The 13,976-nt window shown below is 37.6% G+C and carries 10 protein-coding genes; all 10 read right to left on the minus strand.

Going from position 1 to position 13,976, the window contains the following annotated elements; translation table 11 throughout:
- Positions 1-118 precede the first annotated feature (118 nt).
- Positions 119-2,188: a bifunctional rhamnulose-1-phosphate aldolase/short-chain dehydrogenase gene (locus NLJ82_RS14960; protein WP_000248239.1), complete on the minus strand. Its 2,070-nt coding sequence runs from the start codon at positions 2,186-2,188 to the stop codon at positions 119-121.
- Between the two features lie 187 nt (positions 2,189-2,375).
- Positions 2,376-4,166: an L-fucose isomerase gene (locus NLJ82_RS14965; protein ID WP_000859475.1), complete on the minus strand. Its 1,791-nt coding sequence runs from the start codon at positions 4,164-4,166 to the stop codon at positions 2,376-2,378.
- Between the two features lies 1 nt (position 4,167).
- Positions 4,168-5,661, minus strand: coding sequence for a rhamnulokinase (locus NLJ82_RS14970; protein ID WP_000416989.1), 1,494 nt, complete (start codon positions 5,659-5,661; stop codon positions 4,168-4,170).
- A 28-nt stretch (positions 5,662-5,689) separates the two neighbouring features.
- Complete coding sequence (locus NLJ82_RS14975) at positions 5,690-6,340, minus strand: class II aldolase/adducin family protein (protein WP_000100000.1); 651 nt, start codon at positions 6,338-6,340, stop codon at positions 5,690-5,692.
- A gap of 53 nt (positions 6,341-6,393) precedes the next feature.
- Positions 6,394-7,389, minus strand: coding sequence for an ABC transporter substrate-binding protein (locus NLJ82_RS14980; RefSeq protein WP_000709393.1), 996 nt, complete (start codon positions 7,387-7,389; stop codon positions 6,394-6,396).
- A gap of 46 nt (positions 7,390-7,435) precedes the next feature.
- Positions 7,436-8,440 carry an ABC transporter permease gene (locus NLJ82_RS14985; RefSeq protein ID WP_000405465.1) on the minus strand — a complete coding sequence of 335 codons (1,005 nt, stop codon included), beginning with the start codon at positions 8,438-8,440 and terminating at the stop codon, positions 7,436-7,438.
- A 34-nt stretch (positions 8,441-8,474) separates the two neighbouring features.
- Complete coding sequence (locus NLJ82_RS14990) at positions 8,475-9,980, minus strand: sugar ABC transporter ATP-binding protein (RefSeq protein ID WP_001292577.1); 1,506 nt, start codon at positions 9,978-9,980, stop codon at positions 8,475-8,477.
- A 59-nt stretch (positions 9,981-10,039) separates the two neighbouring features.
- Entirely contained in the window at positions 10,040-10,471 is a 432-nt protein-coding gene (gene fucU / locus NLJ82_RS14995) for an L-fucose mutarotase (protein ID WP_000911706.1), read from the minus strand.
- A 41-nt stretch (positions 10,472-10,512) separates the two neighbouring features.
- The gene (locus NLJ82_RS15000; protein ID WP_001140123.1) at positions 10,513-11,523 is read right to left on the minus strand and encodes a LacI family DNA-binding transcriptional regulator; all 1,011 of its coding nucleotides are present in this window, start codon (positions 11,521-11,523) and stop codon (positions 10,513-10,515) included.
- A gap of 364 nt (positions 11,524-11,887) precedes the next feature.
- Positions 11,888-13,975, minus strand: coding sequence for a DUF262 domain-containing protein (locus NLJ82_RS15005; protein ID WP_001997769.1), 2,088 nt, complete (start codon positions 13,973-13,975; stop codon positions 11,888-11,890).
- Between the last annotated feature and the right edge of the window lies 1 nt (position 13,976).

Here is a 13,976-nt window from a genome sequence, read left to right on the forward strand (position 1 = left end):
ACATTGACTTCTTTTATTCTCTCCTTGAAATTCGCTATTCTTTTATATGGAAGTATAAGAGGCAAAAAACATTTTCCTCTTATACTTCTTTTGAAATACCTTTTCACAAACGTAATAGTTATCTAGTAAATGCTGCTGTTACACCACCATCAACTGTAATCATACATCCCGTTGTTTTATCTGCCTTTGAGGAGGCAAAGAAAGCAATCGATTCAGCAATATCCCTCGAATAAATATTAACTAATAATGTTGTACGTTTACGGTAATGTTCCTCTAATTGATCAGGTTCGATACCATATGCTGCGGCACGTTCTTCGCGCCACTTTGAACCCCAAATAGCTGATCCTTGCAACACCGCATCGGGAAGAACTGAATTTACACGTATGCCATACTCACCGCCTTCAGCTGCAATACATCTCGCTAAATGCGTTTCGAGTGCTTTTACAGAACTGTATGCCGAAGCATTTTTTCCGGCATATACAGAATTTTTCGAGCCGACAAATACCATATTCCCGCCAATGCCTTGCTGTTTCATTTGCTTGAACGCTTCACGTGCCACTAAAAAGTAGCCTGTTCCAAGTACGTTCATATTTAAATTCCATTCTTGAAGTGTCGTTTCATCAAATGGACTAGACGTCGCAAGTCCTGCATTATTCACGATACTATCAACGCCTCCGTAAGTAAGAGCTGCCTTTTCAAATGCCGCCTTTACTTCTTCTTCTTTTGTTACATCCATTTTCACAGCAGTAGCGCGACCTTCGCCGTACTTCTCGTTAATTTCAGCCGCAACTTTTTCTGCCCCTTCAAAATTCAAGTCAGCAAGCACGACATGCGCACCTTCTGAAACGAGGCAGCGTCCCGTTTCACTTCCAATTCCGCCAGCACCACCTGTAATAAAAACAACTTTGCGAGAAAATTCCGCTTCAGCCGGTGCTAACGATAATTTATACAGCTCTAGCGGCCAGTACTCCACATTGTAAGATTCATTTTCATTTAAAGAAACGAAACGTCCGAGCGTTGTAGCACCTTTCATTACCGAAATTGCCCTATGATACAGCGCACCACTTACTTTTGACATTGCCACATTTTTACCGGTATTCACCATACCGATACCAGGAATTAAAATAACGCGAGGTGCAGATTCAAACATTTTGTCTCCTTCGTATTTGTTACGTTCAAAGTAAGCTTTATACTCATCTTTAAAGTTTGTAACACCAGATTTAATACTCTCTATTAATCCGTCTACGTTTTTTGTTTGCGGATCCCAATCAATATAAAGAGGACTGCGCTTTGTATGAACTAAATGATCCGGACAAGCTGCTCCAACTTGCGAAAGCTCTCGTGCATCGTGGCTGTTTACAAATTGAAGTACTTCATCTGTATCATCATAAGATAATAACATTTTCTTTTCGTCGCTAACTGCCCCGCGAATAATCGGCATTACTTTTGCAAGAATGCTTCTACGCTCTTCTACTGAGAGTGTTTCGTATTTTTCACCTCCGAATACAGTATTTTCATTCACTCGTTCATTGATGTATTGTTCTGCCTCATTAATAACTGCAATTGTTCTTTCATAGCTTTCCTTCGCCGTATCTCCCCAAACGACTAGGCCATGTTTTTCCATTAACACGAGTTCAGCATTTGGATTATTTTTCACACCTTCTGCAATCATTTTAGATAACGTAAATCCAGGACGCACATACGGAACCCAAACGAAACGATTGCCGTAAATCTCCTCCGCAATTTGTCTTCCATTATGTGCGCAGCAAAGACTAATAATGGCATCTGGATGTGTATGATCCACATGTTTAAACGGTAAAAATGCGTGTAATAATGTTTCGATAGATGCACGTGGATGCTTACTGTCAATCATACAATGAGCTAAATACTCTACCATTTCTTCATCTGACATTTCTTCACGCTCCATTAATAAGCGAATGTCTTCCATTCTTAAACCTGTAAAATTTTGTGCTTTCATCGTTGCTAAATCGGATCCACTTCCCTTAACCCACATCACTTCTATATTGCGGCCGCGGAAATCTTTTTCAAATGTCTTTACCGATGTGTTTCCGCCTCCCCAATTACATACAGCACGGTCTGTTCCAATTACATTTGAACGATATACTAATTCGTCTACTCCTTGCGATAATTGTGATGCCTTTGTTTCATTCCATAAACTGTTAACCATCTTTTTACCCCCGTTGTTTTTTTATTGTTCTATTATTTCGGATACGAAAATAGTGTGTATCCGTATGTTCAAGAGTTTCCTATTACTTGCGATTTTTTTAAACACTACAATTGTTACACTTTCATTCCAATGCGAAAAAATATGCTCTATAGTAACCCCCCGACGTACGATCAGGGGGATTTTTCACTTACTGATATAATGGACCAAAGTTTTGGCAGGCACGGTAATCTGCAGCTTCTGGATCTTTTGTTCCGAACATCCCCCATGCACTCGGTCTGAAGATGTCCTCTTCTTTGACGTTATGCATATTCACAGGAATTCGGAGCATGGAAGCAAGAGTAATTAAATCACTGCCAATGTGGCCGTAGCTTATTACACAGTGATTAGCACCCCAATTATTCATTACTGTGTAAACATCTTGAAAGGCACCTTCTCCCGTTAAATTTGGCACAAACCAAGTTGTTGGCCAAGTTGGATCTGTTCTCCCATCCAATACGTCGTGAACCTCTTCTGGTATTTCAACCGTATAGCCTTCTGCAATTTGTAAAACTGGTCCTAATCCTTTCACGAGGTTGAGACGAGCTGCTGTTACAGGCATATTTCCTTTTGTTAAGAAATCGCTCGAGAACCCGCCCCCGCGGAAATATCCTGTTGAAGCTGGTCGCCAGGAAGTAGCTGCCAAACATTTTTGCGCTTCTTCCTCTGTAATTTCCCAAAATGGTTTTATAGCAGGCTTTCCATCTTTCGTTTGTTGTCCTGTCCCGTCAAGTGCAGCTGAACCGGAGTTAATCATATGAATAAATCCATTTGCCGCCAATCCTTCAGGTTTATGTCCTGTCACGCGTTCTACTGCCTCTGGGCTCCAATACGTTCTTACATCTGCAAAAACTTGAGCTGTATTTGTTAATAAATGACCAAATAGCATCGTAACTCCATTTAAACTATCATTTTCAGTAGCCATAATGTATGGCGGGCGAATTCCGTTCCAATCAAATGAGGAATTTAAAATCGTCTCCGTAAAATCACCATTCGGGAAATGATCCGTCCATTGACGCTGGCCTTGGAAACCTGCGGAAATAGCGTTATGCCCTAGCGCTTCTTCACCATAACCAAGTTCCTCTAGTTTCGGATTTCCAACCATGAGATCTCTTGCAATTAACGTCATTTTCACACTAGTTTCCCAGTCTTTATTCTTTTGCTCCCTTGATCGTTGCATCTCTTCCGCATTATTATCTGGACCTTCTGGGCAATACTCCTTCACCCAGTTTAAAGCTCTTTCATATTCTTCCTTATCATAAATCTCTTCATCTATCCTTCTGACAAATTCGGTCATATCAATATATTCATTTCTCATTCCTAAATAATCTTGGAAAAACTCGGGGTTAACGGTACTACCGGCAATCCCCATAGATACAGATCCCATCGAAAGATACGATTTTCCTTTTAAAGTAGCAACGACAAGACCAGACTTTGCAAATTGAAGTAATTTTCCCTGCACATCTTCAGGAATAGATGTATCACTTAAATCTTGCACATCTTTCCCGTATATGCCGAAAGCCGGAATACCCTTTTGATTGTGGGCAGCTAAGACAGCTGCAAGATACACTGCCCCTGGACGTTCTGTTCCATTAAATCCCCATACTGCTTTTGGAATGTCTGGATTCATATCCATCGTTTCAGAACCATAGCACCAGCATGGTGTAACAGTAATAGAAACACCAACTCCCTCTATCGCAAATTTTTCAGCCGCTTTGGCCGCTTCAGCCACACCGCCAATACATGTATCAGCGATGACACATTCTACTGCCTCTCCATTGTAATGACGTAAATTTTCAGTTAATAAATTCGCTACCGATTTTGCAAGATTCATCGTCATATCTTCAAGAGATTCACGTACACCATTTCTTCTGCCATCAATCGTTGGCCTAATTCCAATTTTCGGTAATGTATTATAAAATCTATTATGAACTGTTTTCATTTTAAAGCTCCCTTCTTACTACATTGTTATCGATTATTTCAAGAAAACGGCCGTATGCTTCTTGCCATTCTAATTGATTTTGAGGTTGATAATGTTTAACAGGAAACGAGTTTTCAACAACCTCTCTACCTTCCTTTAAATCCTTTATTTTTCCTAGCGCAATCCATTGCGATAATGCATTTCCAATTGCACTCGCTTCAACCGGCCCCGCTACAACAGGGCGGTTAGTCGCATTTGCGGTAAATTGACAAAACAGATCATTTTGAATACCACCGCCGCCCATGTGGATAACTTCTATTGACTTTCCAGTTAACACTTCCAGCTTCTCTAACACCCATCTGTACTTGAATGAAAGACTCTCCAAAATACAGCGGAGGAAACTTCCTTCCGTTTCAGGCGGCTGTTGACCGCTCTTTATACAGAAATCAAGGATTTGTTTTGGCATATTTTCCGGATTGAAGAAAGAAGGATCATCTGGGTCTATGAAATGTGCAAATGGTTTTGTATTTCGAATGAACGCTGCTTCTTCTTCGTAAGTAAAAAGCTTGCCTTCTTTTGCCCAAGTCCCCCTACATTCTTGAATGAGCCATAATCCCATAATATTTTTAAGTAGCCGAAACTCGCCATCTGCCGTTCCTTCATTTGTAAAGCCCCATTCCAAAGCCTGTTCATTTATTACTGGATCCTTTACTTGGATTCCCATTAAAATCCATGTACCACAACTCATAAAAACAGAATATTCAGACTTTATAGGTAATGCGGCAAGAGCGCAGGCTGTATCATGCCCTGTACCAGCAATAACTTTAACAGGCTTCATGCCAAATTCGTTATGAATGGAAGGAAGCGTCGGTCCGAGAGTTGTTCCTGGCATTACAATATGTGCCATCATTTCTGTAGGCAAGCTCAACTTTGTCATGAGGGCATTATCCCAATTACGCTCGTGAATGTTAAATAACGATGTCGTTGTACTAATCGTATATTCATTCGCCTTTACACCTGAAAATAAATAGCTCAGCAAGTTTGGCGTTAATAATAGCGTTTTTGCCTTTTCCATTAAATTTTGGTTATGCTTTTTTATAGCATGAAGCTGGCAAATCGTATTAATTGCTGCTGGCGTGACTCCCGTTCGAGAGAACAAAACATCCCTCGGAATGACTTCCGTAATTTCTTTTAAGCTATCATTTGTATGCGGATCTCTATAAGAATAAGGATTGCTAAGCAATTCCCCTGTTGCAGAAAGAAGTCCGAAATCAACGCCCCACGTATCGATAGATAAACTTTCGATCGACTTATGACCGTTTCGAATACTTTTCCCTATTCCATTCTTCATTTCTTGGAAGATCCTTAAAATATCCCAATAATAATGACCTGTTGCGTAAATAGGGCGATTGGAGAACCGGTGAACTTCTTCCAGATAAAGGCGTTTCCCATCAAATCCACTTACCATTAAACGCCCATTAGATGCACCTAAATCAAAAGCCCAAACTTTTTCCATTCCTTCACACCCCTCGGAAACACTTCAATTACTCCCCATCTTTTAGTAGTTGTAATCTATATTTCTCAGAAGATAGATTTCTTAATTCGTGACATTCTTCCTCTGTCAAAATTCTTGGCACGCCCACCGTCGATGCAATCGTATATACTTTGGCTGCTTCTTCTAGAATTTGCATGAGAAAATATGCTTCTTTCATTGTTTTACCAACCGTAAGTACCCCGTGATTCCTCATTACGACTACATCATTTTCTTCAATCACATTTGATACAGCAGTAGCCAATACTTCTGTAGTCGGAATCATATATTCAAGATAAGATACGCTTTTGATCATTGCTGGAAAATCTGGGAATAGACTCGGAATGGTATGACCGGTACATGATACACCTACCGAATAACTTGGATGAGCATGTAAAACAGCTGTTATATCAGGACGTTTACGAAAACATTCCAGATGCATTAATATTTCAGAAGATGGTTTTAAATCATCCAATATCTCACCAGTTTCAATATTGACACGTACCCACTCGTGGTCTTCTATCTCTTGCAAATCAAAACCGCTAGGAGAGATATACATCATATTTCCGTCTCTCATACTTAAATTTCCACCTGCTCCTACTACAAGACCCGTTTGGACAATCTTATTTGCATATACTTTCAAATCATTTATTACACTCGACAATAGTATGCACCTCAGTTTCTCTCTTATTTGCACCGCTAGTTTCGCTTTAAATTTTATTGATATAGAACTTCCTTAATTTTTGGATCATCAATGTTCTTTTTATCGTACCAATAGAAACCAGTGTCAATTGTTTTGGATACTTGTTTCCCATCTAGGTTCTCAACAGCTGCTTTAACAGTTTCATAACCAATTCCAATTGGATTTTGCGTAATCGCACCTGCCATTACTCCGCTCTTAATCGCATCAATTTGTAGTTTTCCAGAGTCAAAGCCAACTACTACTACACTCTTTTTGTTCAATTCTTTAACAGCATTTACTACCCCTATCGCAGAACCTTCATTTGTACCGAAAATACCTTTTACATTTGGGTGCGCTTGCATAATTGCCTTAGCAGCGTCAGTCGATTTTAATTGATCGCCGCTACCATATTGAATATCGACAAGTTTGATGTTCGGATACTTTGATTTGATTGTATTTACAAAGCCATCTCGGCGTTCAACACCTGTTTTACTTGTCTGGTCGTGAGCAACTACTGCTACTTCTCCTTTTTCACCAATTAATCCAGCCATTTTCTCAGCTGCAAGAGCTGCTGCCGCTTTATTATCTGTTGCTGCTGTTGCAACAGGTATATCTCCCTCAACACCTGAGTCAAATGCAACAACCGGAATCTTTTTGTTTTTTGCTTGTTCTAATAAAGGAAGAGCTGCCTTAGAGTCTAATGCCGCAAACCCAATCGCATCTGGTTTTTTATCAAGTGTGCTACGGAGCATTTCAACTTGTTTATCCACCTGCGCTTCCGTTTCAGGACCTACAAATGTAATATTCACCTTATACTCATCTGCTGCTTGCTCAGCCCCTTTTTTAACTGCCTGCCAAAACTGATGCTGGAAACCTTTTGAAATAATCGCAACATAGCGCTTGCCGTCATCTTTTGCAGGAGCATCACTATCCTTACTTCCCGTGCTTGCATTATTTGAAGAACACGCTCCCATAAACATTGAGATTGCGAGAATTGATGATAAAACGATGCCCTTTTTTGCTTTTTTCATCCAAAACTCCCCCTATATATTGTTTTATTTAAAAACAGTATCGCAGTTAATTCTTTGCTTTTTTGTTTCGTAACACATCTGCGTAAACTGCCAATAAGATAACCGCTCCAACAACTACTGTTTGCCACTCTTGCGGTACGGAAAGGATTTGAAGACCATTTGTTAACACACTCATAATCAATGCACCGATAACAGTACCAAGAATTGTTCCTTTACCACCACTTAAAGAAGTTCCTCCGATAACGACTGCTGCGATTGCTTCCAATTCATATCCCGCTCCTAAAGCTGGCTGGGCAGAATTTAGACGAGATGCCATTATGATCCCTGCAACACCAGTAAAAACACCTGCAAGCATGTAGATAATGATTTTCCACTTATCAACATTCACTCCTGAAAGCCTAGTTGCTTCTTCATTGCTTCCTAGTGCAAATGTATACCTTCCGATAATCGTTTTATTTAAAATTAAGCTTGCGAAAATAGCCATTCCAAAAAAGATGAAAACAGCATTCGGAATAGCAAAGCCAGGGATAATAGAACCCATCGCAATTTTGTTAAAGCTTGGTATAGAAGTGAAATAAATTGGAGTGGCTTTCGAAATAACAAGTGCCAATCCTTTCGCGATCATCATCATCGCTAACGTTGCAATAAATGGCGGAATCTTCAATTTTGCAATTGCAGCTCCAGAAATTAAACCTACTACGGCACCTATTAAAATACCTCCGAGTACAGCTACCCAAACTGGTAAACCTAAGTTGACAGCAAACACACCTGTCATAACCGAAGACAAGGTTAGTACGGTTCCACAGGATAAATCAATTCCACTTGTAACGATAATCATCGTTGCCCCTAAAGCAAGGATGCCTGTAACAGCTGTTGATAAAAAGATGCCTATAATATTATCAAATTGCAGAAAATTAGCTGAAGCAATTGAAAAAATGACAACAAGTACAATTAAACTTGCAAATGCTAGAAGCTGCTGAAGAGCATTTGTATTCATCCCTTTCCTCATCTTCCCTTTAACTGGAAGTTCGACTACCTTTTGTATTTCCATTCTTGTTCACTCCTTTATCATCCGTTAGTATCCATTACATAATACGTTTTGTTGCAAGAGTCATAATTGCTTCTTGTGATGCTTTTTCATCATTTTTCAATTCTCCTGTTATTTTGCCTTCACACATAACAATCACGCGGTGACTGATCCTTAAAATTTCAGGAAGCTCTGAGGAAATCATAATAATAGATTTTCCTTGCTGTGCTAAATCATGTAGTAACTTATAAATTTCGTCTTTTGCCCCAATATCAATCCCGCGAGTAGGCTCATCAAAGATTAAGATATCTGAATCTCTAGTCAACCACTTGCCTATAACAACTTTTTGCTGATTCCCTCCTGAAAGATTTTTCACTAATTGATTACCTGATGGTGTTTTTATTTTTAACCTCTTAATTAATTCCTCAGATTGTTGATCCACTTTCGATACATGCATCCAGCCGAAAGGTTTCACATAATCTTTCATCGATGCCATTGCAATATTTGTTTTTACATCCATCCCAACTAAAAGGCCAAACTGTTTTCGATCCTCAGATAAATATCCAATCCCATGTTGCACTGCATCGTAAGGATTTTTAATATTCTGTCTTTTTCCTTTAATAAAAATCTCCCCTGAATCTAGTGGGTCTGCCCCAAATATAGCACGGGCTACTTCTGTTCTTCCAGCCCCCATCAATCCAGCAAAGCCAACGATTTCCCCTTTATACAGTTCAAAACTTACATCCTTTATCGTGTTCCCTCTCTTTAAATTTTTTACTTCAAACACCTTTTCTCTCGATCTCTCTTTCATTTCTGGTTTTTGATTGTTATCAATTTTCCTTCCAACCATCATCGAGATAATTTGTTCAATCGTTGCATCCTTTGTATGCATCGTTCCTACATATGTACCGTCTCGCATAATCGATACACGGTCCGTAATTTTCTTTAGCTCTTCCATACGGTGAGAAATATAAACAATTCCTACACCGTCCTCCCGTAATTTCCGAATCATCACAAATAATGCATCGATTTCAGTATCCGTTAAAGCTGCTGTTGGCTCATCCATAATCAATACTTTTGAATCAAAGGATAGAGCCTTAGAGATTTCTACCATTTGTTGTTTCGCAACTGTTAAATTGCCTACCAATTCTCTTGGGTCTAGATGAATGTTTAACCTTTCAAATAGTTTTTTTGCTCTGTTATTTAGTTCTTTTTCATCTAAAAAAAGATTAAATAGCCCTTTAGGTTCTCTTCCAATAAAAATATTTTGGGCAACTGTTAAATGCGGAGCTAAATTAAGTTCCTGATGGATTATACTGATTCCAAGTCTTTGTGCTGCTTTTGTATCGGGAACCTCGATTTCTCTTCCTTCGTATGCAATCGTTCCAGTATCCCTTTGATAAATCCCTGTTAAAATTTTCATTAATGTAGACTTTCCGGCTCCATTCTCGCCTAGGAGCGCGTGAACTTCGCCTTTTTTCAATTCAAACCGCACATTAGAAAGCGCTTGCACCCCAGGGAACGCTTTACTAATTCCATCCATTTTCAGTAGCAATTCACTCATCCTATCACCTACTACCCTATCAATTTTTTATTCAAATACTATATTAGTTTCATCATGCGTTAATCTGTAACCACGCCCTTTTTTAAAATCATATTGGCATAGAGAGCACTTTCACTCGTTGCAACAATTGCATACGCCTTCTTTGCCCTCTCATAAAACGCAAAGCGGTCAATCATCTCAAACCCATCAAAATGAGTATCATATTTTTTAATTGTCGCATCATACGTTTCCCAAATGGAGGGGGATACATGATCCCCCTTTACAACCTTCATTAACGAAACAGAATGATTACTATACGTATCGAGTGGAAAGAATTGCAAAATTGCCTGTAATACTTCAAGAACCCCATGACCTTCACATCGAATGAGCTTCGTCCCGCAAGAGGCAGCAGGGAAATTGCCATCCGCTAAAACAATCTCATCCCCATGCCCCATTTCTAAAAGAACTTTCATTAAATCCGGACTAATTATTTTCGGTATTCCTTTTAGCATTTCTATCTCCCTTCCGATTTTTATCTTAACGAAAATACGTTTCAACTACTTACACTTTGTGCATCTATTAATAACTTTGGTGTAAATATTTCATGAAAGGGACCTTCTTCATTATTTAAGCGTTTCAGTAATATATCGCCTACCCTTTCTCCCATTTCATATGGTTTGTGAGCGACTGATATAATCCCAGGCGCTTGTAATAATTGTGCGGCTTCCACATCACCAAAAGAAGCGATCACGATGTCCTCTGGTACAGAGTAGCCTCTCCTCGTTAATTCAAGAAGAACACCAAATGCCATTTCATTGTTCAAAGATAGAATAGCTGACGGTTTCTCAGTGAAATTAAGAAAATAATCAACTGCTTTCATACCACCTTCTCTTGTGAAAGTGCTATTAAACGTATAGTTTTCATCTTCTTGAATCCCAAACTCTTCTAAAGCTTTCTGAAATCCTTCATAGCGCTCTTTACCTGTACTAACGTTTAACAATCCATTTACAAGACCAATCGACCGATGCCCCTGTTGTAAAAGATAGCTCGTTAATGTATAAGCACTTTCAAAATTACTTTCTACAACCGAATCTAATTTTGAATCTCCAATCTCAACAGTCCGATCAACTAAAACGATTGGTACACCAGCTTGATGAATACTTCTCACTCTTTCTTCACAACCTCCAGCAGTAGCCAATACAATCGCATCCACCCGCTGTTCCACTAATAGTTGCAACAATTTATCCTCTTTTTTAGGATTTTCATGACTGCTACAGAAAATAAGGTTATAGCCCTTTTGCTGTACAATATCTTCAATCGCCTTTGAAATTGTCATGTAATAATGGTTTGTAATATCCGGAATCACAACACCAATCGTGTATGTTTTATCTTGCTTTAAACTTCTAGCAATCGCATTTGGTTGATAATTCAATTTTTTCACAGCTAAATGAACACGATCTTTAATGTCGTCACTTACAAATCCACTTTCGTTTAACACACGAGATACTGTAGCTGTAGACACATTCGCTTCCAATGCAACATCTTTAATTGTAGACTTAGCCATTTCATCACTCTTTCTAAATTTTCAAGAAATCGTTTACTTCAGTTTTGTTTAAACCCTTATTTCATCCATGTAAACGATTACTTAGTAGTTTACATGGATAATAATAATTCAATTTTCAGAATATTTCAAGACTTTTTATAAACATTTTTTTCACAAAAATACACCTATTCATCAGATAACCTGAAAAACGTGAATGGACTCGTTTTTTTTCGTGATTAGATAGGCGTTTATTACACATTCCACTAATGTAATATCGTTCTATTTTGAAGTTTCATAGCACATAAAAAAAGAGCCAACTCATATGAGTTGGCTCTCCCCATTCCCTTGTACTCTATTTAACAATGAAAATCATTGATCTCCCTGATTAGTAATGAATCACTTTTACCATTTGTTGTACTAAATCCTTTTCCGTATGCTGAATTTCGTTTAGTTTATCGTTTAATTCAACATCATCAGTTTGCCACTTACCATTAGAAATTTGTAAAACTAATCCATCCTTTGTAACTAGTTTACTCCTTTCCGATAAGCGAACATTGCTACTTTGCGAATCACATAGTGCTGGAATACTCTCTATAACGACTTTATATATCGGGTTAATATGTTCTGCTCGCAAACTCACACCACTTAACTTTTCTATTAACAGTTGATCCTCATCCTCATAGGAAAATATCATTCTCTTCCCTGTTAATATAGTTGGGTATTTAACAAAATAATATTTCCAGTTTGTTGGATTCCATTTTTGTTCTTGAATTAAATTTCTCAATTTGTTCTCAACACTATCGTCTTCAATTGTTATTAATTTCTCTAGAAAATTTTCATAATGCACTTGTAAATTTGGATCGTAAGTCGTCCATATATATTCTTTTACTGTATCTCCCCCAAATATATACCGAGGTCCTAGATTTGTATAACCAATTTTATGCGCATAGTCTCCAATTGCTAAAAAAGCTCTTGAAACTAAAGATTGGTTTGTACTTAATAACTCTTGCATCACATCATACAATTTTTCAGGATATTTTTTAAAGATTGGTAGTACAACCATTAATGCACCTTTGAAGTATATATTATCCTCTAGCTTATATAACCACTCTTTCAAATCTGGTCTTTCAAGGATCAATTGAACTTTTTCTTGTTCATGTCTTAAACTAGCATCACTAATTTTTGAGAACATTTTTGGCGAAATATCTAAAATTGCTTCATACACTGGTTTTTCCGATTCCACTAAATAATCAATGAAATCAAATATAGTAGGAATTGTATCATAGCGCATGTTTGACGTGAACTTTCCATCTTTTGCTTGTCTAATTCGATTGACTATATTCCGAACAATTCTTAGTAATTCAATTGCATCATCCCTCTTATAAACTTTCGATTGGATGATCGCATATAAATAAATTCGTTCTGGCCATGTAAGGTTATCCTCTTCCACCAAAGCTTTAAAGTAATTTCTTTCATTTGTAAATAAATGAATTTGTTCGTGTATAGAAGAAAACTCGCTTTCAATCTGTTCTGCATCTTTCCATATCGTAAAGATGTCAAAGAGAAACGTAACACTTTCTTCCTCTTTATAAATGGTTTTCAATTCTTTAAAATTAGTATAATCTTTACTAAACGTATTAGGCGCAACTGTACCTATCCTTGAGATTTTGCTTGAAGAAATAAAATTAAATAATCTCAAAAATGGTTTATCTAATGTTTTCGAATCATCTAAATAAGGCCATAAGAAATCTGTCCATTCTTTATCTAATGTAAAAGAAAATTCTTTTGCCTTATCGTTATAACCTAGTACTTCTAATAGTTGTTCAAATTGCGCTCTAAAATTTTCAAAATCGCTTAAAGCTCGGCCGCGGGCATTCATTTTAATATATAATTCTTCACCTGATCCAATATTATTTAAATCTTTAAATGTGAAGAAAATTGGACATTCTTTTCCACATAATACTTCTAATAACCCATCCTCTACTTTATAAAACTCTTCATGAATTTTATCTAGCATTCGAAGCATACCTTCTACTGTAGGGTCAAACTTCCATTTATATTGATACCATTTTTGAGATTCAATCACTTTTGATAAAGGTTTATCATCATATTCAATTGAATTGCGAACTAAATAATATACAAAATCTTTAGCTGTTACCCTCGTTTCATAACTAAATTTTTCTAATATAGACTGCATATCACCACTTTCTTTCATATTCAAATACCAATGTAGCAAAAATAATGTGGTTAATCGTTGTTGACCATCTAGCGGCAGTAAACCCCTATTTCTTTCAATTGTTCCATATATAAAATCAAAATCTAAAGGTCTCCCTTCTAGTAAAGCTCCTTTCATATTTTCTATTAAATTTTCACGTACTAAAGTGGCTTTAGCATCCGTTCGTCCTTGCGCATAATCTCTCTGTATCATCGGAATTACTATTCCATATTTTTCAATTAATTGGGCAAATGTCATT

The organism is Bacillus paranthracis, assembly GCF_024296885.1.
GTDB lineage: Bacteria > Bacillota > Bacilli > Bacillales > Bacillaceae_G > Bacillus_A > Bacillus_A paranthracis.

What these genes read in the sequence shown, in the direction of transcription:
- NLJ82_RS14960 (WP_000248239.1), bottom strand. Translation starts at nt 2,188, where the DNA reads ATGGTTAACAGTTTATGGAATGAAACAAAGGCATCACAATTATCGCAA.
- NLJ82_RS14965 (WP_000859475.1), bottom strand. Translation starts at nt 4,166, where the DNA reads ATGAAAACAGTTCATAATAGATTTTATAATACATTACCGAAAATTGGA.
- NLJ82_RS14970 (WP_000416989.1), bottom strand. Translation starts at nt 5,661, where the DNA reads ATGGAAAAAGTTTGGGCTTTTGATTTAGGTGCATCTAATGGGCGTTTA.
- NLJ82_RS14980 (WP_000709393.1), bottom strand. Translation starts at nt 7,389, where the DNA reads ATGAAAAAAGCAAAAAAGGGCATCGTTTTATCATCAATTCTCGCAATC.
- NLJ82_RS14985 (WP_000405465.1), bottom strand. Translation starts at nt 8,440, where the DNA reads ATGGAAATACAAAAGGTAGTCGAACTTCCAGTTAAAGGGAAGATGAGG.
- NLJ82_RS14990 (WP_001292577.1), bottom strand. Translation starts at nt 9,980, where the DNA reads ATGAGTGAATTGCTACTGAAAATGGATGGAATTAGTAAAGCGTTCCCT.
- fucU (WP_000911706.1), bottom strand. Translation starts at nt 10,471, where the DNA reads ATGCTAAAAGGAATACCGAAAATAATTAGTCCGGATTTAATGAAAGTT.
- NLJ82_RS15000 (WP_001140123.1), bottom strand. Translation starts at nt 11,523, where the DNA reads ATGGCTAAGTCTACAATTAAAGATGTTGCATTGGAAGCGAATGTGTCT.
- NLJ82_RS15005 (WP_001997769.1), bottom strand. Translation starts at nt 13,975, where the DNA reads ATGACATTTGCCCAATTAATTGAAAAATATGGAATAGTAATTCCGATG.